At 42.9% G+C, this 25,289-nt stretch carries 26 protein-coding genes and 2 pseudogenes; 7 read left to right on the top strand and 21 right to left on the bottom strand.

Features of this window, described 5'->3' with window-relative positions:
• Positions 1-100 precede the first annotated feature (100 nt).
• From OCV52_RS07925 to OCV52_RS07865, 11 genes and pseudogenes are all read right to left on the bottom strand, one after another.
• Positions 101-738: pseudogene (locus OCV52_RS07925) on the bottom strand (RraA family protein).
• Positions 739-957: 219 nt separating this feature from the next.
• The gene (locus OCV52_RS07920) at positions 958-1,584 is read right to left on the bottom strand and encodes a LysE family translocator (RefSeq protein ID WP_004742197.1); all 627 of its coding nucleotides are present in this window, start codon (positions 1,582-1,584) and stop codon (positions 958-960) included.
• Positions 1,585-2,150: 566 nt separating this feature from the next.
• Entirely contained in the window at positions 2,151-2,606 is a 456-nt protein-coding gene (locus OCV52_RS07915; RefSeq protein WP_137406398.1) for a GNAT family N-acetyltransferase, read from the bottom strand.
• Between the two features lie 145 nt (positions 2,607-2,751).
• The gene (locus tag OCV52_RS07910; RefSeq protein WP_137406397.1) at positions 2,752-3,285 is read right to left on the bottom strand and encodes a DUF6817 domain-containing protein; all 534 of its coding nucleotides are present in this window, start codon (positions 3,283-3,285) and stop codon (positions 2,752-2,754) included.
• A 132-nt stretch (positions 3,286-3,417) separates the two neighbouring features.
• Positions 3,418-4,053: a hypothetical protein gene (locus tag OCV52_RS07905; protein ID WP_240700648.1), complete on the bottom strand. Its 636-nt coding sequence runs from the start codon at positions 4,051-4,053 to the stop codon at positions 3,418-3,420.
• Positions 4,054-4,203: 150 nt separating this feature from the next.
• Positions 4,204-4,941: an SDR family NAD(P)-dependent oxidoreductase gene (locus tag OCV52_RS07900; protein ID WP_137406395.1), complete on the bottom strand. Its 738-nt coding sequence runs from the start codon at positions 4,939-4,941 to the stop codon at positions 4,204-4,206.
• Between the two features lie 153 nt (positions 4,942-5,094).
• Positions 5,095-5,697 (bottom strand): rhomboid family intramembrane serine protease, encoded by a 603-nt coding sequence (locus tag OCV52_RS07895; RefSeq protein WP_137406394.1) that lies wholly within the window; start codon positions 5,695-5,697, stop codon positions 5,095-5,097.
• Between the two features lie 216 nt (positions 5,698-5,913).
• Positions 5,914-6,549, bottom strand: a complete 636-nt coding sequence (locus OCV52_RS07890; protein WP_137406393.1) for a LysE family translocator — start codon at positions 6,547-6,549, stop codon at positions 5,914-5,916.
• 142 nt (positions 6,550-6,691) lie between these two features.
• Positions 6,692-7,213, bottom strand: coding sequence for a GrpB family protein (locus OCV52_RS07885; RefSeq protein WP_137406392.1), 522 nt, complete (start codon positions 7,211-7,213; stop codon positions 6,692-6,694).
• 142 nt (positions 7,214-7,355) lie between these two features.
• Entirely contained in the window at positions 7,356-7,763 is a 408-nt protein-coding gene (locus tag OCV52_RS07875; protein WP_105024946.1) for a VOC family protein, read from the bottom strand.
• A gap of 152 nt (positions 7,764-7,915) precedes the next feature.
• Complete coding sequence (locus OCV52_RS07865) at positions 7,916-8,698, bottom strand: methyltransferase-like protein 9 (RefSeq protein ID WP_261900870.1); 783 nt, start codon at positions 8,696-8,698, stop codon at positions 7,916-7,918.
• Between the two features lie 143 nt (positions 8,699-8,841).
• On the opposite strand from OCV52_RS07865, the gene OCV52_RS07860 reads away from it, so the two are divergent.
• Positions 8,842-9,996, top strand: coding sequence for an IS110 family RNA-guided transposase (locus tag OCV52_RS07860; protein ID WP_261900869.1), 1,155 nt, complete (start codon positions 8,842-8,844; stop codon positions 9,994-9,996).
• A gap of 425 nt (positions 9,997-10,421) precedes the next feature.
• Here the strand turns inward: OCV52_RS07860 and OCV52_RS07850 are convergent, their stop codons facing one another.
• Positions 10,422-10,997: an NADPH-dependent FMN reductase gene (locus OCV52_RS07850; RefSeq protein ID WP_004742171.1), complete on the bottom strand. Its 576-nt coding sequence runs from the start codon at positions 10,995-10,997 to the stop codon at positions 10,422-10,424.
• A gap of 96 nt (positions 10,998-11,093) precedes the next feature.
• Here OCV52_RS07850 and OCV52_RS07845 point away from each other — a divergent pair.
• Positions 11,094-12,121, top strand: a pseudogene (locus OCV52_RS07845) (IS110 family transposase).
• Positions 12,122-12,459: 338 nt separating this feature from the next.
• Here the strand turns inward: OCV52_RS07845 and OCV52_RS07840 are convergent.
• The 5 genes from OCV52_RS07840 to artP form a co-directional block, all read right to left on the bottom strand.
• Positions 12,460-12,924, bottom strand: a complete 465-nt coding sequence (locus OCV52_RS07840) for a GNAT family N-acetyltransferase (RefSeq protein WP_105024948.1) — start codon at positions 12,922-12,924, stop codon at positions 12,460-12,462.
• 336 nt (positions 12,925-13,260) lie between these two features.
• Complete coding sequence (gene artM / locus OCV52_RS07835) at positions 13,261-13,929, bottom strand: arginine ABC transporter permease ArtM (RefSeq protein WP_137408466.1); 669 nt, start codon at positions 13,927-13,929, stop codon at positions 13,261-13,263.
• Positions 13,926-14,612, bottom strand: a complete 687-nt coding sequence (artQ, locus tag OCV52_RS07830) for an arginine ABC transporter permease ArtQ (RefSeq protein WP_137408467.1) — start codon at positions 14,610-14,612, stop codon at positions 13,926-13,928. Before artQ ends, artM begins: the two co-directional genes overlap by 4 nt.
• Before the next feature lie 3 nt (positions 14,613-14,615).
• On the bottom strand, positions 14,616-15,347 hold the full coding sequence (locus OCV52_RS07825; RefSeq protein WP_102424729.1) for an arginine ABC transporter substrate-binding protein: 732 nt from the start codon (positions 15,345-15,347) through the stop codon (positions 14,616-14,618).
• Between the two features lie 97 nt (positions 15,348-15,444).
• Positions 15,445-16,173 (bottom strand): arginine ABC transporter ATP-binding protein ArtP, encoded by a 729-nt coding sequence (artP, locus tag OCV52_RS07820; protein WP_061031351.1) that lies wholly within the window; start codon positions 16,171-16,173, stop codon positions 15,445-15,447.
• Between the two features lie 517 nt (positions 16,174-16,690).
• On the opposite strand from artP, the gene OCV52_RS07815 reads away from it, so the two are divergent.
• On the top strand, positions 16,691-18,529 hold the full coding sequence (locus OCV52_RS07815) for an ABC transporter ATP-binding protein/permease (RefSeq protein ID WP_137408468.1): 1,839 nt from the start codon (positions 16,691-16,693) through the stop codon (positions 18,527-18,529).
• Between the two features lie 126 nt (positions 18,530-18,655).
• Positions 18,656-19,120, top strand: coding sequence for an acyl-CoA thioesterase (locus OCV52_RS07810; protein ID WP_004741007.1), 465 nt, complete (start codon positions 18,656-18,658; stop codon positions 19,118-19,120).
• A 196-nt stretch (positions 19,121-19,316) separates the two neighbouring features.
• Here the strand turns inward: OCV52_RS07810 and OCV52_RS07805 are convergent, their stop codons facing one another.
• Positions 19,317-21,572, bottom strand: a complete 2,256-nt coding sequence (locus tag OCV52_RS07805) for a peptidase U32 family protein (RefSeq protein WP_137408469.1) — start codon at positions 21,570-21,572, stop codon at positions 19,317-19,319.
• A gap of 104 nt (positions 21,573-21,676) precedes the next feature.
• Between OCV52_RS07805 and OCV52_RS07800 the strand changes: the two genes are divergently transcribed.
• Positions 21,677-22,336, top strand: coding sequence for a glutathione S-transferase (locus OCV52_RS07800; RefSeq protein WP_137408470.1), 660 nt, complete (start codon positions 21,677-21,679; stop codon positions 22,334-22,336).
• A gap of 81 nt (positions 22,337-22,417) precedes the next feature.
• Here the strand turns inward: OCV52_RS07800 and OCV52_RS07795 are convergent, their stop codons facing one another.
• The 3 genes from OCV52_RS07795 to OCV52_RS07785 are packed head-to-tail and all read right to left on the bottom strand — an operon-like array spanning position 22,418 to position 23,413.
• Positions 22,418-22,867, bottom strand: a complete 450-nt coding sequence (locus OCV52_RS07795) for a GyrI-like domain-containing protein (protein WP_137408471.1) — start codon at positions 22,865-22,867, stop codon at positions 22,418-22,420.
• A gap of 52 nt (positions 22,868-22,919) precedes the next feature.
• The gene (locus OCV52_RS07790) at positions 22,920-23,153 is read right to left on the bottom strand and encodes a hypothetical protein (protein WP_008217774.1); all 234 of its coding nucleotides are present in this window, start codon (positions 23,151-23,153) and stop codon (positions 22,920-22,922) included.
• A gap of 8 nt (positions 23,154-23,161) precedes the next feature.
• Positions 23,162-23,413 (bottom strand): Rho-binding antiterminator, encoded by a 252-nt coding sequence (locus tag OCV52_RS07785; protein ID WP_105024956.1) that lies wholly within the window; start codon positions 23,411-23,413, stop codon positions 23,162-23,164.
• Between the two features lie 204 nt (positions 23,414-23,617).
• On the opposite strand from OCV52_RS07785, the gene OCV52_RS07780 reads away from it, so the two are divergent.
• Both OCV52_RS07780 and OCV52_RS07775 read left to right on the top strand, forming a co-directional pair.
• Complete coding sequence (locus OCV52_RS07780) at positions 23,618-23,983, top strand: c-type cytochrome (protein ID WP_137408472.1); 366 nt, start codon at positions 23,618-23,620, stop codon at positions 23,981-23,983.
• Positions 23,984-24,192: 209 nt separating this feature from the next.
• Positions 24,193-25,275 (top strand): BamA/TamA family outer membrane protein, encoded by a 1,083-nt coding sequence (locus tag OCV52_RS07775; RefSeq protein ID WP_390903401.1) that lies wholly within the window; start codon positions 24,193-24,195, stop codon positions 25,273-25,275.
• The last annotated feature ends 14 nt before the right edge of the window (positions 25,276-25,289 follow it).

The raw sequence follows: 25,289 nt of genomic DNA, 5'->3' as shown, positions 1-25,289 counted from the left end.
ACCAAAAACAGCGCATCTGAAATGCACTTATATCTCAACAACTCGATAGAAGACTCAGTCTTTGGTGAATCTTATGTAACGTAAGCCTTAAATCTTTGGGTCAACCTACATCATTTTGCACGCTTTGTTTTTGTTTCGCACAGATTATTGCTTGCTTAATCTTCGCCTTATGGTTCTCTTCCCACTGAGCTAATGTTAACGAGGCTTCTTTATTGGCTTTCTCTGAAGCCATTAAAAATACCTCATCTTTTCTGGACTGAGGAATAACAGCAATTCCCTCGATATCAGCCACAATGATATCTCCCGTTGAGACGTTTATACCTCCACATCTAATTTCAGTACCTAGTTCAGAATAAACCTCTTTTTTTCCCGGAACTGGATGAACACCTTTAGCAAAAACCGGGAATTTCATGTCTGTAATTTCACCTAAGTCCCGAATGACACCGTCAATAATAAAGCCTATTATCCCTCGGCTCTTAGCAACTTCGCATACATTGCCTCCTGCTACTGCATATTCGCTATCAACGCCATCGACGACAATGATTGAGCCTTTTGGTGCTTCATATATTGCAGAATGAAGCATTAAGTTATCACCAGCAGCTAATTGAACCGTAAAGCTTCGCCACAAATTCGCGGCATGTCGTGCCAAAGAGGAACAATATTGAAATCCATAAAGTACTGGTTACCCAATATGTTTCCGTACTCGGTTGTCGCTAATGTAGAAAAGTCTTGCTTCATATTTACACTCCTTGTTTGAACTGTGCTTGACCCCCAAAATGCCAAGCAAAGTGGATCTAGTATTAGCCCATTGCCATCGAAAAAACCGTATTGCCTGTTAATGCATAACACGATAACGACTATGCAAATTAACTTTGTGTTGATGTATTAAAGCGAGAAGAACTCGGCAAACAGAGATTACCGAGTATATTTAATCGAATTGGTACTTATGTTATGTGACTAGCGCTCGCTGATTGCAACTTTACCTGCCAACCCAATAAGCAAAAAACCAGATACACCCTCAAGTGTTCGAGAATAACGTTCAGAATTTGGGCGACTAAACACCCAGCTTCCCACTGAGGCGTATAAAACATTACATAGTGTTGCTAACGCACTAAACAACAAACCAAGTATCAATAATTGTGTTGAAGCAGAGCCAACTGATGTATCAATAAATTGAGGCAGAAACGAAAGGAAAAAGAGTGCAACCTTTGGGTTTAAAACGCTAACAATGACACCTTGAACAAATACGCTTCTCTCAGTTTCGGAGTTTTCACTCACAACAATTTTGTTGCCCCCTCGCCACATTGAGATTAGGGACTGAATACCCAAGTACACCAAGTACAAAGCACCTAGCCATTTCACAACACTAAAAGCTAAAGCAGAACTTAAAATTATTGCGGATAAGCCTAAGCATGCGGCTAAAGTATGGATGAAGTAACCAACACCCAAGCCAACAGCAGCTTTCATCCCACTCGCCATCTTTCCTCTCATTGTATTTGAAACAATGTAGATGACATCAGGCCCTGGAATCATATTGATAGCTAGGCAAGCAACGACAAATAATAGCAGTGAATTTAAATCCATTTCTTTTCCTCTTATTTTAAGCACATTATGGTGTGGAGAATCGAAAAGGTTTGAACGATACAATACAAAAGTTAAGGGGCAGCACCTTAATCAAATAAAACACCGCAAAGTAAAAATTCATGCACGACAAACAATTCTTAAGCAATATGTCGACAAATTCACCACTTAGATTCATGTGCGCAAACATATTGAAAATTGAGATGATATAAAAGAGGTTGAGTAAAAAAGTGAGACGGGCGGCTACAAAACTTTGCTACTATTGAGAGACGAAATTGGGCTGAAAAAAGAACGCATGGCACTATCGAAATTTCAATAACTTAAAATGAGAAAAGGATTCATTTTTATATTTTGAAAGCAACAGCCAAAGTAACGAAGGCTATCACCAAAGCCACTACAACAATAATAAATGCCAAAATAGATAAATAACAATGGCTACAAACCGTTACGTTGCGAGCATTGAACAACGAAATAGCAAAGTTCCCGTGTTCTACAGTAAGCAATGAAACGCAAAGCATGATCAAAAAGCGACGCGTTGCGATTCACTATATAGTTGGTTAGCAGACAGCCTACAACGCGAGTTTGAACCCTTCATGCGTTGCTTTGAATCCAAGTTTCTCATAGAACCTGATGGCATCAGGGCGCTGCTTGTCGCTTGTTAACTGAACGATTGTACAGCCTTTGTTTTTTGCCAGTTCGATAGCGTGTCCGAACATTTGCTCACCGAAACCTTGTCCACGATAGTCACTATGGATTCGAACACCTTCGATAAGACAACGCCAACTACCAATATGCGTTAGATACGGAATAAAGGTTAGTTGAAGCATCCCGACCAGAGCGCCTTCCAGTTCAACAACCAATAATTCGTTGTTTGGGTCTCGGGCAATCGCTTCGAACGCTTCAATGTAGCCACGATTCAACGGAATAGACGCATCTTCTCGTTTACTACCAAGTAGGTCATTTGAAAGCAAAGCAACAAGGCTTTCCAAATCTTCAAATTCAGCTGAACGATACTTTAATTCCATCTATAAATCCTTTTTACTTCTGACTACTTACGCCGCATTTAAGTATTAGCAATGCGACGACAAAGCTTCACCTTACCATCGTAGAAATCGAACTCAACTATTGGATGGAAAATGACATACGTGCCGAATCGCTCTTGAACAAATGTTATGCAAAATTCGACAATGCTGATTTGTACGCCTTTCTTGCCTCGGAGCTTAAGTAGCTATCCATACCTTGGAACAGTTCAAATAGCTCAGAACCATATTTGAGCTTGAACTCTTCACTGTTATAGACAAGCTCTAGCTCATTAGCGACCGTTAACTCGCAAAACAACTTCACCGTTGCACTCTCGAGTTTGAATATTGAACCAGTAAATCTGTCTTTAAACTCGATTTCTGGCACTTTACCAAATTGAGGAAATACATAGTCTCGGTCACATGAACAATACAAATAAACCAATGCTTCTTCATCATTACCAATAATTCGTGCTATGTCTTGACGCTGGCTTAACGACACCATATTTTCATCGAAACCTGCTGTTCCATACGCGGCATGGAAGAGACCTGCGATTTGAAGTAGCTCGCTACTACCCCAGTTAATTAGAACTTGTTCAGTTCCTTTCAAGTGTGCTTCCAATGAACCGTTAAGGTGCTGAAAGTCACCCGCACCAAGTTCTTGAAGCATCAAAAATTTGTCCATAAATCTCCTTAAGGTTAAAAACCAGCCAATGAATAATTACGCCATACCACTTGAACTGAATTTCGTGTGGTCATAAAGATGAGGCTGAAACTGCCAAGCGCGAGAATCTTTGTTAGGTAGTTTGTTTTGTACTTAATATTTGACTCGAATTGATATCCCTAACCAAGCAGCGCCTTCACGCTTGTTAGCTGCAGTGTGCCAATTCTCAATTGAGTCCCACTCGGCTCTAGTACCAGTTATACCTGAATCAAACCAGTTGCCCTTAGCATCGTTAAGTACGTAATGCAGTGAACCATTGACCCTGATAACTGATATCAACATTGTGTTGTTGGGTGTCGACTTGCCTAACGACAAAACTTTTGTTGAAACACCCAGCTTTTCAATTAGCTCAAATTCGATAGGGAAAACTCGCCGCAAATATTCATCCGTTTGTGCATCTCTAATAAGTACCTCACACTCTATGCCAAATTGACGAAGAACATAGAGCATTGCTCCTAATGAATTGTAGCCGGAGTGTTCAATGTATTCTGGGTACTCGCCGGGAGTAATTATTCCCGTGATCTTATAGAGTTCAAAAGCGAAGTCTTTCAATTTTTCTAAACCATTAACTTCGACAGGAGCCCCCGTGAATGAAACCTGCACCGCATCAAATTTATGTAGCTTAAGAGGCGAGTTAAGGGGTAATTTATCCATACTTTTTAAATAAGCAGTAATACAATAAGGTCCACAATACAAACTACCTTCTGGCTGTCTCAACTTTGGAAACATAGTCAACAATACCCTCGAAATTTTTGAATAACGGTAAACAAAGGTAGTGAGCACGTTGTCATCGGACTCAGCTACACCACCTTCAACACTACACGCAAAGCGTCGAAAAGCGCCAAATGTTGTGAATCATATTAAACAGATTATCGCCATTTATGCCAAAGACAAACCACCGTCTACTACCAATGTGTGCCCTACTATATAAGTAGCCTTGTCTGAAAGTAAAAACTCTATTGCGTCTACTATCTCATTGGTACAACCAAACCGCTTCATGGGAACGGCTTGAGATACCTCCGAGCGGATATTTTCATTTTCCAGTTGGCGCTCTTCCCAACGTGGGGTCCATGTTACACCTGGCGCTACCGCATTAATTCGAATACCAGATCCAATACTCTCAAGTGCAACTGAGCGCGTTAATCCTTCCAAAGCATGTTTAGACGCGCTGTACATTGATGCATTTGGCGTTGGTCTAAGGCCATTCACCGAACTTAAATTCACTATGTTTGAGCCAGGCCCCATTAACTTTAATTCTGCTCGCAGACATAAAGCCTGACACAAGAAATCCACATTGAGGGTTTCTTTAAGTAATTCGATGTCAACTTTATGTAGATAACCTCGTGAAACCAGCGCTGGAGAAGCGTTATTTACTGCAATATCTAGTTTCTTATATTCGGATTCAATATAGGAGAATAGACCCGCTAGTTGCTCTTGGTCAGCAATATCTACAACCCTATGATCCACAGCGTCTAATTCTGGATATATAGCAAGCACTTTCCCCCACCCTGCTTCAGAACGTGAGCACGTGACAACCCTATAACCCAATTCTACTAGGCGTAGAACGAGACCTAGTCCGATACCTTTCGAACCACCAGTTACTAAAGCTACTTTCAAGTTTGAACTCCTTTTCTAGATATGTATAGTGACCAATCATGCTGCATTAAGTGGTGAAAAACGCAACATAGATCCTTCTGAATACCACCTTAACGCCTTAAATAAGCCCATAGTGAAAATGCCATGCATTGTGAATCAATTTTAATCGCCAATTTAGTAGCAAGTTTTACCACGTTGTTGAAAACCATATAAAAGAATAACACCTAAGCTAAAACTAACCACATGACCAACCTTTGGAAGATGGTACTCGCTGAAGATTAGATCTAGAGCGAATGCTGGGCCAATTGTTAGTATTAAAACACCCAACGCCAACTTCCCTTCAATCTGTCGTTTTAAATACATTAAAAGCCCCGCGGCAGCTAATCCTAAGATGGCCTGGGAACCGCCGGTCCCCAAATTCCATGGTTCAGGTACCGTAAATGTACTAGCAAATGTGCCAATCGATCCCGAAATAAACCATATTACAAGAAAAACGCTGGAACCTAGTTTTCGCTCAAGCAAGTAGCCGAGAGCAAACAGTGAAAGAACGTTGTAAATCATGTGAAATTGCATCACGTGAATGAATTGAGAAACTACTAGACGCCATAGTTCCAAGTCTAAAATGTGCTTGTATGTGAAGCCGCCAAAGGGCTCTAGCTCTGTAATCTTAATTTTTCCGAATAGCGACCCTGCTATTTGGAAATTCACACCCAAAGATACCAATACAGTACACAATGCCAATATCAGTGTTGCGTAAGGTATATACCTTTTTGTCACGATTTCCTCCTTGCTACTTGAGCCTTGTTATATGTATTTCCCTAAGTACTCTCTGGCATATTTTGTAGTCACCTCCCCCACAAGGTTTGAACCCATGCTTAAGTAGATTTTTTAATATTGTTTATTCATCCTGACCTACTAGTGTGGCTTTAAGTAGCTAGAGACCGTGAACGAAGTAACAATGCCAAGTGTAGAGAATTGAACATAAGTGTTTTGTTAGCCATTTTTCATTAGAGCTAGTTTTGAACCAAAAATAATAAACACTAAACCTGTAATTGAGTTTAACCAAGCTTTAAACTCAGCACTATCGGTAACGTTCTTAACTTTGGAAAGGACCATAACCATAATAGCGAACCATATAAAATTGACCATTGAATGAGCTGTTACTAGCACGTAGGCACTTATTGGGCTCTCAGTATCAGGCATAAATTGAGGAAAGGCTGCTAAGTAAAACATAGAGACTTTAGGGTTTAATAAATTTGTTATTAACCCTTCCGTGAAGGCTATGCGGAGTGAGGTAACTTTATTATTCCCTCCTGTAATCTTTGGGTGCTCTTGATTTTTATGGAGTGCACTCTTCATCGCTTTCAAACCAATCCAAACTAAATATGCCGCACCTAACATCTTAAATATGAAAAACGCCTGAGATGACTTAACTAAGAGTATTGAAATACCAAATATTGATAGTGTCCCATGCACATAAAACGCAACGACAAAGCCCCAAATGTTAGCAAATCCAGCTGTTCGTCCTGATGACGACACAGTTTTAGCGATAAGAACCCCATTAGCACCTGGGGAGATAACTAACAATGTCGCAACCGCTACAAAAGTTAAGATGTGGTTTACATCCATATATATCCCTTTCTGGTTCAACAACCCTATGACGAAGGCTAACGCTAAATTAAGATGTAAATAGCGCCACCAACTGACCTTAATTACTAAACGGACTTGAATTCAGAGCACCAAGCGTTGCGAATCTATCCCGATTTTCTTGTTAGGTAAATTTCCAGCGTAGTGCGTTTACTTCATGTTCCTTTATAAACCTATCTTTATGATTACAATATACACCAATATCATTGTTACAAATTGAAGCGCCTTCTCGCTTCAGATTACCGTAGTGCGACGCTATTTCTGGAAATTGAATTAAGTAGTCTCGAAAAGCAATATGCCTATTTACTGCTGGAGACCCAACTAAAAAAGCATGCACTTGGTGACTTCGTTGTATACCACCTTTTTGAAAATAACGCCTACCTGCTATCCCAAATTCACCTTTGACTTCATACCCAAGCGACTCCATCTGCTTATTGTTTTTATCCAACTCTTCTAGTGATTTCACTTCAACAAGAATATCGATAATTGGTTTCGCACAAAGACCTTTGACTGAAGTACTGCCTATGTGATGAATTTCCACTACATTAGCTGAATTCAAGACCGAACCAAGCAATACCTTTTCGTCACTAAATTCATCGGCCCATGAAGTTCGATAATCTACAACTTCAATTACTCTCGTGCTCATTACCCCTCCTTTTACCTAACGCTCTACTAAGGTGCGAGCAACGCAATACCGAAGCCGCCGCATACCACCTTAAACACTAAAACCAACGCATAGTGAAAATGCCACGTGTTGCGAATCAATCTTAAACAATTTGTTATGTGCGTTACTCGATTTCTGCTTTGTAGAGCTCTGAACCTACAGCAATCTCCCACAAGTACCCATCTGGATCAGAGAAGTAACCTGAAAAACCACCCCAAAACACAGGCTGTCCTTGTTTGACGATTCTTCCACCATTATCTTCAGCTTTTTTCAGCAGGCTAAGAACTTCACGAGACGAACTAACATTTCTAGCCAGTGTAATACCGGCAAAACCTGAACCATTTGGTTCAATACCAACATCTTTTGCTAATTCGGCTTTGGGAAACAGAGCTAGTTCCGGACCATCAATATCCATGAATACAATTTCGTCAGATTGATAACCTGTGCGCTCTAATCCAAGTACGGCTTCATAGAACTTTGCTGAGGACTCGATATTTGATACCCCCAATGTAATGATTGATAGTTTTCTCATTTTATCTCCAAGGACATAGTGCAGCATTAAGGTGTGAAACACGCAATGACCAAGTCTCTGTATTGCACTTCAACACCGAAGTCACCGCATACCCAAAATACCACGCGTGCTTAATCACTACTAAATTGTTTGTTATGCGCACGTACCAAACGTTAGCCACCAACTTTTTTGTAAGCGACTACATGGGAAAGAAATAGTAACGAATACCTTTCGTTAAATCTTATCTTGTATTCATGTTCATCTTCAGATAGCTTTACCCAACCCTCTCCAAAATAGTCGTTTATATCATTAACAGCTTCACTTTCTTCTTTTAAATGCTTTTTGTTCCACTGATAAGTACATGATAAAACTAACATTCCATTAAAAGAAGTTGCATCCATCAATGCGTTTACTAAAGTTTTAGGCGATTCACATTGATCCAGTACATTGAGGCAAACTGTTAAATCAAACTCTTTCTTAACCACACCACGCTCGAAAGGTGCTTCAATTAAAGTAAATGATACATGATCACACGCTTTTGCTATTGTTGAAGCATCAAAGTCCAAACACCCCAACTCTTTCAAGCTCTTGATATAAGGAAATTCACATTTAGTACCGTCAATTAGTATTTGTTTGAGATTTGATAGCAAGCGGTGAGACGGCTCAACAACTGTGACAGAACTAATGCTTGGTATGTTAGTAACTAACTCGTAGCTATTTCGTCCCAAAGCTGCCCCTACCTCTAATGCGTCAATAGGATCAATACTCTCAGCTTCCAGAGCATCAATAATAAACTTAGCTACGCTTTGTGTGTGGTTTGAGGAGATAAACGACTCAGGTACGTACTTAGATTTACTCTCGAATTGTTCAGACACTCCACTTAAGCGAAGTTTATCAAGCCATTGAACTTCATAGTATGCTGCCAATCCTTTTGGATCTATGTAAAAATCGTCCATTTATAATTCCTCCTATGAAGCTTCATTATTCGGTGAACATAGACATAATGCCCCCCACGAAAGGTGCTAGCCTCCAATATAGTGGGTTAGCTTTAAGCCAGAGCCATAATTAGTGCGTCAAACAACTAAATTTGGAGGCTAGCATGAGTAAAGATAGCATAATTTTCATTGGCTTAGATACGCATAAGTCATTTATTCAAGTCGCTGTTTTACTAGAACATCGAGGGGCAAACCCACAACAGTTAGGCCGTATTAAATCCAATAAGGCCGCGCTAATTAAATTGGCCAAGCAACTGCAATCCAAGTATCCAAAAGCCACTCTGCACTTTGTCTATGAAGCAGGACCATGTGGTTACTGGACTTATCGCCTGATTACGAGCCTGGGACACTGCTGCTATGTCGTCGCTCCATCACTTATACCTAAGAAGCCAGGCGATAGAGTTAAAACTGACAAACGAGACGCAGCAAAGCTCGCCAAGCTGTTAAAAGCCGAAGAGCTTACACCCATCTATGTACCAGAAGCCGAAGATGAAGCTATTCGAGATCTCTCGCGTGCCAGAGAAACGGCAATGAAAGATCTCAAAGACGCAAAGTTCCAACTCAAAGGCTTTCTTCTTCGCAATAATATCCAAGCGACGGTGAATGATAACTGGTCTAAAAAGCATCTACGGTGGCTGACCGATCTCATTCTTCCTCACCATTGTCAGCAAATCGTCTTGCAAGAGATGATCATTACAATCAATGAACGGATACAGCGGCTGCAACGACTCGATAATGAACTGCTCCATCAGGTCAAAAACTGGCGATACTATCCTGTTGTGAAAGCCATTCAAGCTATGCGGGGTGTAAGGTTACTCGTAGCTCTTGGCACAATAGCTGAGCTGGGTGACTTACGGCGGTTCGACCATCCAAGAAAGCTTATGGCTTACCTTGGGCTTGTTCCAACAGAAAACTCCAGTGGAGGTAAAACTCGTCGTGGCAGCTTAACAAAGTGTGGCAACAGTCGAGCCAGACGGTTACTCGTTGAAGGCGCACACACCTATAAGCATAAAGCGAACATCTCTGTAGAGCTGCTACTAAGGCAAGAAGGGCTGCCTAAAGAGATAGTTGATATCGCTTGGCAAGCCCAGCAAAGGTTATGTCGTCGTTACCAACGACTACTACAAAAAGGTAAACACCGAAATGTCGTTGTGGTCGCCATCGCAAGAGAGATGATCGCTTACATCTGGGCCATTGCGCGTGAAGTTGTCATTAGCGACGTAGATCCGAGAACTCGAATCGCTCGTTTACCGGCATGAAGACAGAATTAGTGTTATCGCATTGGATAAAGCATCGGGAGTGGCACAAACACCGACGGCGTTAGGACGGCCATATAGCTTCGGCTGTATTGAACCACGAGCATAGACTGAAGACAGGTGCTACGACGGAACAAGTAAGGTAGGCTCTATTCATCAAACGATGAGCAATCCACGTATATCAGCATGAGAACCGACGACATTACTTGCTTCATCTATGCGGTAACACTATCCCAAAATGAACAAAGGCTCTGAAATGAGGGAGCAGAAACTTCTACGTTTTTAATTGACAGTGGGGGTCATATCAACGCCTTGTTAAGGGGTGAGCAACGCAATACTAAAGCCGCTACATATCACCTTAAACACTAAACACTATGCATAGCAAAAATGCCAAGCATTACGAATCACTCTTAAACAGATTGTATGCATCACAGTTCCCACCCAGACTTATATGTTCTAGCACTCAATAAACTACAGAGCTCGTCCATTACTTTCATTGACTTTTCAAGCCTGGGTAGCCTTTCATCCGAAAGGGTATCATTGACCCAGTGACGATTATGAACATACAAGTTGTAGGGATTGATAATACACTTGAAATCAATGCTTAGTGACGTCGAGAGCGCAGAGTCAGCCATGTAACTATGAGGTAGCCCTGCTGAGGTTACAAACGTCACGACTTTATCGAAGAGCGCGCCAGTTAAACTACCATCAGGAGGTGTAGACCCAACATATTCAATGTATTTCTTTAACTCAGAACAACACCCCCAATTATAAATTGGGCTACATAAAACGATACCACTCGACTCAGACGTTAACTTATGTAACGCCTTATATTGTTCTGTCTGATATATTTTGTCGTTATCAAAATTTGGCACATTAAGTTCGGCCAAATCAACAAATTTAACTTGTCTATCCAACGATTGTAGTTCATCAATACATAGCTTAGCGATTTGACGACTTCGACTGTTTGGATCCAAGCTCGAACTTACTACCAAAATGTACATGTTATCTCCTGTCGAATGCTAACGAATGATATGGACTCCCTCTACCTGACACTCTGCGTGCCATACTTAGTACACGCTGAAGAACTGGAGGTTACTATGTCCACCATTCAAACTATTGGCGTTGACCTCGCCAAGAATGTATTCAGTATTCACGGCGTTGATGCATATGGCAAGTGCGTCCTACGCAAAACTGTCAGAAGAAACAAACTCTTAGACACATTCGCGAAGTTACCGCCCTGCCTCATCGGTATGGAGGCGTGCTCTGGTGCACACCACTGGGCGAGAGAGCTACTGAAACTAGGTCATAACCTGAAAATTATGGCGTCAAAATTCGTTATTCCATATCGACAAAATGAGAAGAACGATGCCAATGACGCAGAGGCCATCTGTGAAGCGGTATCTAGACCCAAAACACGATTTGTCTCTATAAAAAGTGAAGAACAACAAGCTGTGCTTTGCCTGCACCGTATTCGACAGGGGCTAATTAAAACAAGAACGGCGACTATTAACCAGCTCAGAGGTTTGCTTTCCGAATTTGGCATTGTGATGCCGCAGGGTCGCTACTCGGCTCAAAACACCATTGGTAGCGTCCTTGAAGATGCAGAAAATGGTTTGCCTATACTCGCTCGAGAGCTACTTCAAGATCTATCGAACAAGATTCAACACCTAACCTAGAAGTATTGCACTATGATCGTAGAGTCTCTGCTTTAGTTCGTGAGATGGCTTCAGCCAAAGCCCTCATGGATATTCCAGGTGTCGGTGAACACAGTGCAAGTGCCATTGTCGCGACAGTCAATGACGCCAAACAATTTGGATCTAGCCGCCAATTTGCCGCGTGGATAGGGTTGGTTCCAAGACAATACTCAACAGGTGGTCATGTTTATCTTGGTCGCATCAGCAAAAGAGGCGAAAAACATATTCGCACTCTACTTATTCATGGCGCAAGAGCCGTTATTGCACGATGTAAAGAGAAAACCGATCGCAACAGTATTTGGTTAAATCAACTCGTTGAACGACGAGGTTATAAACGAGCAGCTGTCGCCCTAGCAGCAAAAAACGCTCGTATAATTTGGGCATTATTAACAACAGGAAAAGAGTACAAGATTAACTATGTAAACGGTTAACACTCACCGAGTCAAAGCAATAGCAAATGATGACAATACGACCAGACCGAGATGCCTAAACCTGTTTAATTGGGAAGTAATAAATACTGTTTAACGAATGAGGCTGGCATCAAGCGAATATCATCAAGGTGACGGAACGATTCCGATTAAACACCGAATGTAGAGCTGCTGTCCGATCCACTGTTGTCAGCGGGAGCTATTGTTGACAAAAGAGGGAGTCCATGTAGCCCAATTAAGGTGTGAAGCACGCGACCACGGCACTCAATTTGACCACCATAATCACCGAACTTAACCCAAACCAAAATGCCAAGCGTGCTGAATCACTCTTAAATTGTTTGTTATGTCCGTACTCTCGACATGATGACGATGTCTATTAGATTATCTTCAACAAGCACAGCCTTGCGTTTTGTACCCTCAACTTCAAAGCCAAAGGATTTATAAAGAGCCAACGCTGCAACGTTGTTTGCATGCACTTCTAACTCTAAACGCGTCAAGTTTAGCTGCTCATCACAATACGACAGCAAGTATTCCATTAAGAAACGACCCACTCCCTTTCCTCGGGAAGTTTTGGCGACCGCAATACCAAAAGATGCAGAGTGCTTTAACCTCGGCTTAGACGTTGAGTTAATAGCCAAATGACCCAAGAGTTCTCCATCGCTTTCAACCGCGACAAAATTAAGCTGGCTGTCATTGAACATTGAGTCGAACTCTTCCCTTTTGATGTCAGGCAAGTAACGATTGTTGTTCACAACCTCTTTGTCAGTGTAAATATCATACAAAGCTGGCAAGTCAGGTGAACTCATTTTTCTTATTTTCATAGAACCTCAAAAAACCGAAAAGGGCATAACAGCTATTAGATCGAAAAATTCTTCATTTAAATACAGGATCATTCTATCTAGTTTCATATGCATAGCAATCTAGCACGATTTATTACATTATTTCAGTGACTTAAAACATAGATAGGCATATCAAATAACAAAATACAGAATATTTCCATATGTTATGAATCTAGCTAAACCCGCCTCGCACTGTATGTGTCCACAGCCCTCCGAGCTATGTTGAAAACACAAAAAAGCCTGCCATCTATGCGAACATAAATGGCAGGCTTTATACGTTAGTTAAGCTTTTGACTGGCTAGCTTACGCCGCTTCAAATGCGAGGGCTTTCTTTTCTACTTGGCGGAAGATAAGTGTTAAAATGCCGTTTACTGCTAGGTAGAATGCACCAGCGATACCGAACACAGTCAGTGTGTCGTACGTTTGGCCGTTAATACGCTGAGCGTAGCCCATCAAATCCATGATGGTAATGGTGCTTGCTAGTGATGTGCCTTTGAAGACTAGAATCACTTCGTTTGAGTAAGCTGGAACGGCACGGCGTAATGCGTATGGCAGAAGCACTTTAAGCGTCGTGATTTTGTCCATACCTAGTGCACGACATGCTTCCCACTGCCCTGCAGGAATCGCATTGAATGCGCCTCTGAACAGTAGCGTGCTGTATGCCGCCGTGTTCAAAGCCAATGCCAACATTGCGCAGAACCAAGGTTGGCTGAGCCATGTCCACATGAAGCTTTCACGAATCCAATCGAACTGACCTGGGCCGTAATACACCAAGAAGATCTGAACTAGTAATGGTGTACCAGTGAACAAGGTAATGATGCCACGTGTTACCCAGTGAATCGCAGGTAATCTTAGGATCAGTGTTACCGTCATCAGTAGCGACAAGATACAACCAACAAGCAGTGACGCGCCGGTGAGTTGAAGACTGGTCGTTAAACCTTCAAGCATTTGAGAGAGGTATTGTTGATTCATGCCATTGCCCCTTTGTTACCCAAACCCTGAATAGAGAACTTACCATCAATCACTTTTACTGCTCTTTGCGTGATCAATGTGATGATTAGGTAGATAGCTGCCGCCGTTGCGTACCAAGTAAATGCTTCGTGCGTTGCTGCTGATGTTAACTGCGCTTGCTTCAGTAGATCAGTTACGCCAATCAGAGAAACCAGTGCAGTATCTTTCAATAGAACCAACCACTGGTTCGTTAAGCCTGGTAGTGCGTGTCTTACTGCTTGTGGCAAAACAATTCTGAAGAATGCGTTAGATTGTGGAATACCCAATGCACTCGCCGCTTCTCTCTGCCCTTTACCTACCGCTTTCAATGCACCACGAATAGTTTGTGAAGCGTACGAAGCGAAAATAAGTGACAACGCAACAACACCAGATAAGAACGGGCTAACTTCAACAAAGTCACCAGTGATCATGAAGAGCACTTGTGTTGAGCCAAAGTAGATAAACAAAACCACCAAGATTTCTGGTAGCCCACGTACGATTGTCACGAACGCGGTTGTCGGCCATTTGATTGCGACACGACGAGACATTTCACCGCCTGCAAACATTACCGCTAAAATTAATCCAACCAATAGGCTTACGAATGCAAGCTGAACAGTCATCCAGCTTGCCTCGACGAGCCCTAAAGAGTAACCCGTTAATTCCATAAATTACTTACCGAAGTACTTGTTGAAGATCTTGTCGTACTCGCCGTTTGCTTTAACTGCTGCAAGTGCTGTGTTCAGTTGTGCAACTAGCTCTGGGTTGCTCTTGTTTACTGCGATACCAAAGCCGTTACCAAAGTACTCTTGGTTTGTTACTTGGTCGCCAACGTACGTTAGGTTGTCTTCTTTCTTAAACCATTCAGCGACTACCGCTGTGTCACCGAATACAGAATCGATACGACCGTTTTTCATATCGATGAATGCATCTTGGTAGCTTGAGTAAGGTACTGCTGTCACACCTGGTAGTTGCTCAAGAAGGTAGCTTTGGTGAGTAGAACCGTTTTGAACACCGATACGCTTGCCTTCTAGTGCTGCTTGGTCTGCTACTTTGCCTTCAATAGAGATGAATGCTGCAGAGTTGTCGTAGTAAGCGTCAGAGAAGTTTACTTGTTGAAGACGTGCTTCAGTGATGTCCATTGCAGAGATAGCCGCATCGTAACGTTTGAATTTAAGAGCTGGAATCAGGCTATCGAATGCTTGGTTGTGGAAAGTACACGTTGCTTTCATCTCTTCACAAAGTGCGTTTGCTAGATCGACGTCGAAGCCTTGGATTTGGTTGTTCTCATCCATGTATTCGAATGGTGCATAAGTCGCTTCCATTGCGAATTTGATTTCTTCTTGAGCTGCTGCATTGAAAGAAGCAAGACCGATAAGTGAAGCTAGTAGAATCTTTTTCATTTTGTTACTCCGAATACATTGTGATAGTGGCCTGTGGCCATTCTTATAATTTGATTGTTTTAATCGATGTTGTGTTTAGGTAAATCTAGTCAGTGACTTAGTGAGTCAAATATTCAGCAAACTCTGGAGTCTGCGGATTAATAAATGCGTCGCTGGTGCCGTGTTCCACGATGTACCCCTTTTCAAGGTAAAGAACGTGGCTCGCAATCTTCTTGGCGAAGTCAACTTCGTGAGTCACTACCACCTGAGTAATTCCAGTGCCGCTTAGCTCTTTAATGATGCTAACTACTTGGTTAGTGATCTCTGGATCAAGAGCCGCTGTTGGTTCGTCAAACAGCAATACATCCGGCTTCATCATAAGAGCACGAGCAATCGCGACACGTTGTTGTTGACCACCAGATAGTTGTAACGGCCAAGCGTCTGCTTTGTCTGCAAGCTGTAAAGTTTTCAAAACTGTTTGCGCTTGATTGATCGCTTCTTGCTTATCTAGGCCTGCAACCTTAGTTGGTGCTTCAATCAAGTTTTCCATTACCGTCATGTGTGGCCACAAGTTGTATTGTTGGAAAACCATGCCGACTTTACGACGAAGTTTCAGCCCCTGCTTCTCTTGGATCTGGCTAGAAAAATCGAATTGTTCATTCGCAATGTCTAGCTCACCGTTATCAGCAATTTCTAGCAGGTTCAAAACACGCAGTAGTGAACTCTTACCGGCGCCGCTTGGGCCAAGCAGTACCAAGGTTTCGCCACTCTCACAGTTAAAACTGATGTCGTGAAGAACTTGGATATCGCCGTATGATTTGTTGATGCTCTTTACTTGAATACTCATGCCAAAATACTGCATTAATTGTCATTTGTTGGTTATTCTATTTAAACTGAACTTTTATGCAAGAAAAATGTATAAAAAATTAATTTGTTGAATTTTTGTAACAAATACTGCGCAAAAAACAGCCTCATTAACTGCTCATACCTCTTTTTCATCCAAGCTATTGAAAACTAGAATATGACACCAAAAAGCAAACGTTTTTATAAATCCAAACCCACTTAATAAGCGAAGGTAGTAGACTCTTAATTGAACCTATACACCTGAATAAAAATCAGGGATAACCACCCTATTATTACTCTGACAGCAGCGAATAAGTGTGCTTAATTTTCCTTTTGTTTAGCTTTCCACGTACGCATCGAATGCACACGAGTTATAGAAAATTGAGTTTCCTAGGAAGCGTTACGCTCCAATAAATGCTTTAATGGCATCTATTCTCAATAACTAGCACTTGCCAGCGAACAAGACGTATTACAAGTAACCAGTCATCTATTCTTAAAGCGACAAACACTAAGGCAATCATATGCAAAACGATGTCTCTTCTACGCTTGAGGCAACTCAGCGACAAGCTCAACAGAATCCAGAATCAAAACCAGAGAAGAAAAGCCTCAGCATTTTGCTTGAGCTGATTAAATTTATTCAACCTTACAAAGGCCGCGTGATTGCAGCTCTGATCGCTTTGATCTTCACGGCGAGCTTAACCCTTTCTGTGGGACACGGTATTCGCCTTCTGATTGACCAGGGTTTTAGCCAACAATCGTTATCAGACTTAGGTAGCGCTATCCAATTCATCATGGTCGTGGTGGTATTGATCTCTATTGGTACCTTCTTCCGCTTCTATTTGGTTTCTTCCGTTGGTGAACGTGTAAGCGCGGATATCCGCTTATCCGTCTTCAATCACGTTGTGACACTTCATCCGAGTTATTTTGAAACCAATGGCAGTGGCGACATCATGTCGCGCATCACAACAGACACCACCCTGCTTCAGAGTATCATCGGCTCTTCGTTCTCGATGGCGATGCGCAGCGCGCTAATGTGCCTTGGTGCAATCATCATGTTGTTTGCCACCAACATTAAACTCACGCTTATCGTGCTGGCTTCGGTGCCGTTTATCTTGATTCCAATTTTGGTTTACGGGCGTCGCGTAAGAGCGCTATCACGTAAAAGCCAAGATTCGATGTCAGATGTTGGCTCTTATGCGGGAGAAGCGATTGAGCACATCAAAACCGTGCAGAGCTACAGCCGAGAAGCCCAAGAGAAAGCGTCGTTCGCACTTGAAGTAGAAAAGGCTTATGAAATTGGTCGTCAACGCGTAAAACAGCGCGCGATTCTTATCTCTGGCGTGATTGTTATCGTGTTCAGTGCGATTGCAGGCATGCTTTGGGTGGGTGGTACTGATGTTATCAACGGCACCATGTCCGCCGGCGATCTGGCTGCATTTGTCTTTTACGCGATTATGGTCGCTTCATCCCTAGGGACAATTTCTGAAGTGATGGGCGAACTGCAACGTGCGGCAGGTGCCACCGAGCGTTTAATTGAGATTCTGCAAGTGGAAAGCCACATCGTTGCCCCAGTCGAGAATCCAACATCGCTCGATAACTTAACGCCAGAAGTCGCTTTTGATAATGTGACCTTCTGTTACCCGTCTAGACCTGATCAACCAGCAACAAGCAACCTGTCGTTAACCGCGCACGAAGGAAAAGTATTGGCGTTAGTTGGCCCATCCGGTGCAGGTAAAACCACCCTATTTGAATTGCTGCAACGTTTCTACGACCCTCAAATGGGTAAAGTGACGCTAGGTGGCGTGAAACTCAATCAGTTTGACCCGAACGAACTAAGAAAGCAGATGGCGCTTGTTCCTCAACAACCCGCTCTGTTCAGTAACGATGTGTTCCATAACATTCGCTACGGCAACCCAGAAGCGACTGATGAGCAAGTGATTGAAGCGGCGAAAAAAGCGCACGCTCACGAGTTTATTCAGAACCTACCAGATGGATACCAGAGTTTCCTAGGAGAGCGCGGCGTAAGGCTGTCTGGTGGTCAACGTCAGCGTATTGCCATCGCGCGTGCCATCTTGAAAGATCCCAACATCTTACTACTGGATGAAGCAACAAGCGCTCTAGACAGCGAAAGTGAGCATCATGTTCAGCAAGCATTGGAAGAATTAATGCGCGGCAGAACGACGATCATCATCGCCCACCGTTTATCAACAATCAAACACGCAGACCAAATTGCGGTGCTCGATCAAGGACAGCTTGTAGACATCGGCAACCACCAGTCGCTCATCAATAGCTGTGAACTATACCAACGCTTGGTTGAACTCCAATTCAAACACCTGAGTGACGAACCAGTTAGTAGCTAACAGCCAAGCCTCTGACAACGTGTGATTTCTAGCTTCAAAAACTTAAATCACACGTGTTGCAGTTTTGTTAAATTAGCGGTAGGGTTTTTATTCCAATGAAGGATAAATAACAATAAGAGAGTTCGCATGGAAGCATTATTATCTGACTACCCGGTAGTAACAGAAATCCCAGTCGCTTGGGGAGAAATGGACGCACTCAATCACGTCAACAACGCTGTGTATTTTCGTTACTTCGAAACCGCTCGCTTAGATTTCTTTAAGCACGTAGAACTGATGGAAGAGATGGCAATCACTAAGGTTGGTCCTGTTCTTGGCGACACTTATTGTAAATATTTCCGACCTGTCACCTACCCTGATACTTTGATGGTGGGTTCACGAGTCACCGACATTCAAGACGACCGCTTTACTATGGAATACGCGATCGTCAGTAAAGCGCAGCAAAAGCTTACGACTGTCGGTACCGCGACTATCGTGATGTTTGACTTTGCATCGAACCAAAAAGCGCTGCTGTCACTGCGTCTAACCAGTGAAATTGAACGAATGAACACGCTAAAAAGCCCATGCTTCAAACAAGAAGCAGTAGCGGAATAAACGACTCGTTAATTCAGACCGAATTAGAAACCTCAGATATAGAAAAAGCCACTCGTTTGAGTGGCTTTTTGTTTGGTTTTTTGAGCCTATTAGCTTTGGGATATAGGTATTGAGAGCTATAAACCTTCCCCCCCTATAGCCGCGAACCCTAAAGAACTTTACCGCTATAGACTTTTAACCCTATAAACCTTGGACCCTATAAACCTTGAACGTACTGAGCGTTAGTACGAATCTCGACAAGTTGCTCTAGGTGTTGTTGTGAGCCTTCAACGCCGTTGATTAAACCTTCGAAGTGCTTGATCAGCTCTACCTTGTCTTGAACTTCTTTAGAACCCGCGCCAATGTTGGTTAGGTCGATAAAGAATTCGTCAAACAGGCCAGAGAAATCCGTTACAGCGTCATGGTTTAGGAACTGCTCATGGTTGTAAATGCTTGGGTAGCCACCCTTCTGTTTATCAACCGCGAACGAGATACCTTTTACGTTAGTAATCGTGGTCGCTTTCTCACACTTCAACATACAACCTGCTTCGATGCTTGGTTTGTTACAGCCTACTGTTCTTTGGAAGAAACATTGGCGGCTAGTCATCATCAAGATTGGGTGGTAAATGCTGTAGAACAGTTTGAAGTTCTCTGGGCGGCGAATATGACGAATCTGACCTTTGTTGATCTCGTTCGAAATGAACGCGCCCGCACAGTTTAGCTCCTCTTTAAGCGTCACTAGTGCGTGAGAGTTTGTCGTGTTCATGAATGGACCTGCAACCCACTCGATACCCATTTCGTAAGCCTTGTATGCGATACCCGTGTTATTAGTCACGATGCGAGCAGGCTTAACGACTTCAAGAATACGAACAGCTTCGTCGTAGTCCTTACCAATCAATACTGCTGGGAACCACGGAATCAAACGTGGGTTTGCCGCTAAGATATCGATGTATTTGTTACAACGCTTCTTAAAGCTTTCTGGGAGCTTGAAGTAAACGTCCGCGTCCGTCACATCACATAGGTGCAAGTCTGCAACGTCAGCGATAAGCATCGACATAGTCGGCTTCTCGTTCACTTTAGGGTGCTGTGGTAGTGCTGGCACTTCAACGTGCTTAATCACTTCAACAGAACCGTTTAGAATGAAGTCAATTTCGTCTTTAAGGTCAGACACCTCTTTCAACGGAATCACTAGCCCAGGGTCCACTTCGCTGAAATCTTGGCTTTCTAGTGTGTGAACCGCACTCTTCACGTTTTTGAATCGCTTCTCAAGTAGCTCTTGAGTGATCGCTTTTTCTTCTGTTGCAGTAAGCAGCGATTTAGATTGCAGGGTGAAATTCTCTTTTTCTGTCTTCACTGCCACCGTAAATGGCTGACCTGCTTTTGCGCTGAAAGACATAGCAACCGGCGTTTTGCGGATATCAAGGAACTTAATCTTGTCACGCATTTCGTCACCAAGTACATCTTTCGCTTCATGCAGCTGTACTGTCGCTTCTTGAATCTGAACCACTGAGATTTCGTTGTTCTTCTCTTTCGCCTGCTCAACCGCATAGTTAATACTGTTATCACGAGGGTTATCGATGAACATGTCTTTCGTTAGGTTGCCCTTAAGGAAAGAGTTCGTGAATTCACGGTTGAACACTTTGTGTAGGTTAGAATCGTCTTCAAGCAACAAACCCTCTTGTACAAAGCTATCGATCTGCTTGCGCCACGTATCTACCACTGTGTAAACGTAGTGTGCGCCTTTAATACGGCCTTCGACTTTAAGCGAGTCTACCTTTGCGTCTACCAGTTCAGGCAAGTCGTAATAGGCAGAGTTGTCTTTTAGGTTCAGTGGGAAGCGGTTACCCGCATTGGTGATTTCATATTCATCACGACATGCTTGGCTACAACGACCGCGGTTACCTGAGTTACCCACACTTACTGAGCTTGAGTAACATTGACCCGAAAACGCGATACACAACGCGCCATGTACGAACACTTCTGTCAGTACATCATGGTCGTGTGCGACTTCGGTCAGCATTTTAATTTCAGGCAGGTTCAACTCACGCGACAAGTTAACGCGCGATGCGCCAATCTTAGACAGGAACTTAATCTGACCTTCGTTGTGTGTGGTTAACTGAGTTGAAGCGTGAACATCTAATGATGGGAAGTGCTTCTTCACTAAGTTAAACAAGCCCAAATCTTGGACAATGATGCCGTCTACCTTGGTGTTCACCAGCTGGTTTAATAGCTTAGTGATGCTCTTCGTTTCGTGCTCCAGCAGCACAACGTTAAGAGTTAGAAAGATCTCACAACCGTATTCATGAGCAAGGCGGATTACCCCGTTCAACTCATCTAACGACAGGTTAGAAGCTCTGTTACGAGCGTTGAAGGTATCTAAACCGCAATAAACTGCATTTGCTCCGGCTACGATGGCTGCTTTAATCGCTTCTACATCGCCACCAGGGGCTAATAACTCAATTTTTCTGCTCATTTTTGAAGTCGCTCACTTACTTATAATTTTTAAGCCGCGTATTCTACCCACATCACGATCTGTTTACCACTGTACAACACTTTTCAAACTCAATGACCTCAACAATGCCTAATCCTTCAGCTCTACCCGTCCTGTACTCTCTTCGTCGCTGTCCTTACGCAATGCGTGGAAGAATGGGCATCGCTTTATCGAAACAACAAGTACTACTAAGAGAAATCGTCACCAAAGACAAGCCTAGTGAACTATTGGCCAGTTCGCCAAAAGGTACAGTTCCAGTTCTAGTGTTATCCGATGGAAAGGTTATTGAGCAGAGCTTAGATGTGATGATTTGGGCGCTTCAACAGAACGATCCTCAAGATCTTCTACGTTCGAGTAACCCTTCGCTCAGTGAGCAAATCCACCAGCTTATTCAACGTAATGACAATGAGTTTATTGGTCACTTAGAGAAGTATCGCGCTTCTGTTCGCTATCGCAATGACGGCATCGAGCAACGTAGGAACTTGTGCGAAGCCTTTATCAGCGAACTTGAGGCTAAGCTCGCCCACCACGACTATTTGTTTGGAGATTTCCCTAGCCTAGCCGACTTTGCCGTAATGCCATTCGTGAGCCAGTTTGTAAGAGTAGAAAAGAAATGGTTTGTGCAGTCTGAATACCAGAACGTCGGGCGTTGGTTGCGATCGCACCTCGAAAGTAAACTTTATACCCAAGTAATGAAACAGTACCCATTATGGAATGACACCAAGCAAGATTGTCTTTTTGGATAATTCCAAATAGCAAAAGAGCCGCTCAAACCGAGCGGCTCTTTTATTTCATTAACTTTTACAGGATATATCAGTGCTCAAAGATTATTGAATCGCAATTGATATCTCGACTTCAGTTTCGCCTTTGTACAGCTCAAAGTCGGTTGTGTACGTTCGTGTATGTGGGCAATCTGGCGCGTTAAAATACGCCCATACTTCTCCCCACAAATCGATCACCGCTTGTGGTAATTCGCCTTGTGCCGAGAACGTCAGGTATTTTCCAGGTTCAATTTTTGTTTCGAGCAATTGGTCAATGTCGTTATCAGTAAGCGCATTGGTACAAGCAATCACATCAAAGTCACCCGTAAAATCTGACTCGTAGTTGGTGTAAACGCCGTATACCTTTGAGTCTGGGGTCAGCTTAGGGAAAGCTTGTTCGAAAAAGCCTTGCCACAATTGCCCTATTTTTGCCTTTGCTGGATCAACCTCGTCGGTATTGTTGGTTCTTACCGAAAAACCATATGCCTTTACCGCTTCTAATATTTGTTCTTTCACTCTTCTATTTCCTAAGCCATTTTAATACATCAACGATTAAGCCAAATCGATTCTAATCTTGGATTTCTTTGTGTCCGCACTTTTCACAAACAACATGGCGAGAAAACTCATCCATAGAGGCGATAAAAGGACCAAGAAACCACCCTTTAATTAAGCCTGCGATAAATTCATGCCGCTTTTGGTTTGGCTTGCCTGCAAATGCACTCTCCTTTCTAACCAAAACAACAACGTGTTGCGTACGATCACGACAAGATGTGCAGTAGCTTTGCTCTATTGAATTACTCATATGTCACCCTATGACGTTTTGAAAGATTTTTGCTTAAAATGAGGGTTGTCGACACACACTTCTAATTCAGTAATTCCCGTCAATACAACAAGTTGTTCTTGACCAGAGACACTTAGCTTAATGCATTCTTCTTTGTCTTGGTTACGCTGGGTATCTAATGCAACACCCTCGACCTGTTCGCCAGAACGTAAAGTGAGCTTAATTGGGTATCTGTGCATACACACAATTTCAATATAATCGTAATCACTGCAACTAATCATAATGCCTCCCATTAATCCACCACACTAATGCGACATACCATTCTATGCAAACTGTTTATAATCAATCATTTACTCATATCACATTGAAACAGCCATACACCATATGATCATGGTTTTAATCATAGTCCCACTTTTGTTATTCACGTTTCTTCTACTCACCTTTGCTTATGCTTTCATTGTTCAGTAGTAACCGAGAACCAGACAATGAAAACCACCAAACACATAGCCCTTTTCATTTTTTGTTTAATGGCGTCAATCATGTCATTCACCGCGAGTGCCGCGACAGCGAATGATGCGAGCCACTTCGCCAACGGCAAGACCAAATATCGACAGCTTTGCCAAGCGTGTCATGGTGACAAAGGTTTAGGTGATGGACCAACAACAGCATCTCTGCCAAGCAAACCCGCCAATATTCCCAATAAGCTTGGCGAATTCTTTACGACAAAGAACTCCTTGGTTGATGAGATTTTAGAAGGCAATATCGAGGAAGGTATGCCCGCATGGCAAGGCGTTATCACAAAGCAAGATGCGATTGATGTTCTTGACTACATAGCGACAATCCAACGATAACTGTTATTCGGTTCACGTTTAAACACAGTTCTTACTTAATAACGTTCGTTTTATTGCGCTATCTATTCGATTGATTAAACTGAAATTATTGGACAGTGAATAATACGGAACGTTATGAACTCAACCCCCTAGCCACAAGTGCTCTCGTGCTGGTCTCTACAACAGCAGGTGCGGTGAGTTTTATCGACCAAATCGATGGTCACTTGGACATGGGTGAATACCTAGCTGAAAATGCCCATGGCTTTTTACCCGTCCCGATTCTCATTACAGAGCCAGCGGTTGGCTACGGTGGTGGTTTCACCGGTATCTTCCTTCATGAATCAGAAGAGCAGAAAAACACACGCAAAGCACTGGCGGAGAAGTCCCTTGACGGCGGCGCACAACTCTTAACACCTGCAATCACCGCGGTCGGTGGCTTTGCGACAGAAAATGGCACTTGGATGGCATTTATTGGTCACAAGCGCAGCTGGAAAGAGGATTCGATACGCTACCTTGGTGGTTTAGGTTATGGCGATATCAACATGACTTTCTACCGACAAAGTTCTCCCAATGCCCTTTCTCCACTCGATCCAAATGAAGGTATCGAGCTTGGTTTAAAAGGCATGGGAGGGATACAAAAGCTTCAATTTAGAATCCAAGACTCGCCATGGTTAGTTGGCCTATCTCAACAGTTTTTTGCACCTAAATTGTCACTCAATAACCACCCTAAAGCACAAGAGATCCTAAACAATATTGGGAATACCTCACCTACCTCATCAGGCTTAGGTTTAATCGCGGAGTACGACAGTAAAAACAGCTTTCTAAATCCAACTCAAGGCTATAACTATGTCGCTGAGTATCTATGGTTTGGCGATGGACTTGGCAGTGATTACAACTACCAAACGTTCAATCTTGAAGGGCTGAACTATTGGGAACTCAACAAGGAATGGAATCTCGCGTTGCGCGGACAATACAAATCCTTGTCGACTGATGAACGCTTTCTCTCACCTCAATACTATCCAGACATTCAGTTAAGGGGGATTGCGAGAAACCGCTATCAAGGAGAGCATACCTTTGCGGCAGAGGTGCAAGTAAGCAAACAATGGACGCCACGTTGGTCTACCGGTGTGTTTACTGGGATTGGTTATGCTGGCGACAGTGACAGCGATATGTTCGAACAAAGCTCACACGCAGCGTATGGCGTTGGTTTCCGATACCTTATCGCAAGGCGTTATGGCCTGATTTCAGGGATTGATATTGCGTTCAGCGAAGAAGATACCGCACTCTACTTTCAAGTCGGAGCCGGTATCTAGCTAAATCACGGTTC

It is taken from the genome of Vibrio chagasii, assembly GCF_024347355.1.
GTDB lineage: Bacteria > Pseudomonadota > Gammaproteobacteria > Enterobacterales > Vibrionaceae > Vibrio > Vibrio chagasii.
Note: the sequence above shows the minus strand (reverse complement) of the source record. Positions and strands in the feature narration are given on the sequence as shown.

What these genes read in the sequence shown, in the direction of transcription:
- OCV52_RS07885 (WP_137406392.1), bottom strand. Translation starts at nt 7,213, where the DNA reads ATGAGCACGAGAGTAATTGAAGTTGTAGATTATCGAACTTCATGGGCC.
- OCV52_RS07850 (WP_004742171.1), bottom strand. Translation starts at nt 10,997, where the DNA reads ATGTACATTTTGGTAGTAAGTTCGAGCTTGGATCCAAACAGTCGAAGT.
- OCV52_RS07785 (WP_105024956.1), bottom strand. Translation starts at nt 23,413, where the DNA reads ATGATTAGTTGCAGTGATTACGATTATATTGAAATTGTGTGTATGCAC.
- artQ (WP_137408467.1), bottom strand. Translation starts at nt 14,612, where the DNA reads ATGGAATTAACGGGTTACTCTTTAGGGCTCGTCGAGGCAAGCTGGATG.
- OCV52_RS07800 (WP_137408470.1), top strand. Translation starts at nt 21,677, where the DNA reads ATGCCTAATCCTTCAGCTCTACCCGTCCTGTACTCTCTTCGTCGCTGT.
- OCV52_RS07840 (WP_105024948.1), bottom strand. Translation starts at nt 12,924, where the DNA reads ATGAGTTCACCTGACTTGCCAGCTTTGTATGATATTTACACTGACAAA.
- OCV52_RS07790 (WP_008217774.1), bottom strand. Translation starts at nt 23,153, where the DNA reads ATGAGTAATTCAATAGAGCAAAGCTACTGCACATCTTGTCGTGATCGT.
- OCV52_RS07875 (WP_105024946.1), bottom strand. Translation starts at nt 7,763, where the DNA reads ATGAGAAAACTATCAATCATTACATTGGGGGTATCAAATATCGAGTCC.
- OCV52_RS07910 (WP_137406397.1), bottom strand. Translation starts at nt 3,285, where the DNA reads ATGGACAAATTTTTGATGCTTCAAGAACTTGGTGCGGGTGACTTTCAG.
- OCV52_RS07825 (WP_102424729.1), bottom strand. Translation starts at nt 15,347, where the DNA reads ATGAAAAAGATTCTACTAGCTTCACTTATCGGTCTTGCTTCTTTCAAT.
- OCV52_RS07865 (WP_261900870.1), bottom strand. Translation starts at nt 8,698, where the DNA reads ATGGACGATTTTTACATAGATCCAAAAGGATTGGCAGCATACTATGAA.
- OCV52_RS07905 (WP_240700648.1), bottom strand. Translation starts at nt 4,053, where the DNA reads ATGTTTCCAAAGTTGAGACAGCCAGAAGGTAGTTTGTATTGTGGACCT.
- OCV52_RS07860 (WP_261900869.1), top strand. Translation starts at nt 8,842, where the DNA reads ATGAGTAAAGATAGCATAATTTTCATTGGCTTAGATACGCATAAGTCA.
- OCV52_RS07810 (WP_004741007.1), top strand. Translation starts at nt 18,656, where the DNA reads ATGGAAGCATTATTATCTGACTACCCGGTAGTAACAGAAATCCCAGTC.
- OCV52_RS07815 (WP_137408468.1), top strand. Translation starts at nt 16,691, where the DNA reads ATGCAAAACGATGTCTCTTCTACGCTTGAGGCAACTCAGCGACAAGCT.
- OCV52_RS07915 (WP_137406398.1), bottom strand. Translation starts at nt 2,606, where the DNA reads ATGGAATTAAAGTATCGTTCAGCTGAATTTGAAGATTTGGAAAGCCTT.
- OCV52_RS07775 (WP_390903401.1), top strand. Translation starts at nt 24,193, where the DNA reads ATGGGTGAATACCTAGCTGAAAATGCCCATGGCTTTTTACCCGTCCCG.
- OCV52_RS07890 (WP_137406393.1), bottom strand. Translation starts at nt 6,549, where the DNA reads ATGGATGTAAACCACATCTTAACTTTTGTAGCGGTTGCGACATTGTTA.
- artP (WP_061031351.1), bottom strand. Translation starts at nt 16,173, where the DNA reads ATGAGTATTCAAGTAAAGAGCATCAACAAATCATACGGCGATATCCAA.
- OCV52_RS07805 (WP_137408469.1), bottom strand. Translation starts at nt 21,572, where the DNA reads ATGAGCAGAAAAATTGAGTTATTAGCCCCTGGTGGCGATGTAGAAGCG.
- OCV52_RS07780 (WP_137408472.1), top strand. Translation starts at nt 23,618, where the DNA reads ATGAAAACCACCAAACACATAGCCCTTTTCATTTTTTGTTTAATGGCG.
- OCV52_RS07920 (WP_004742197.1), bottom strand. Translation starts at nt 1,584, where the DNA reads ATGGATTTAAATTCACTGCTATTATTTGTCGTTGCTTGCCTAGCTATC.
- artM (WP_137408466.1), bottom strand. Translation starts at nt 13,929, where the DNA reads ATGAATCAACAATACCTCTCTCAAATGCTTGAAGGTTTAACGACCAGT.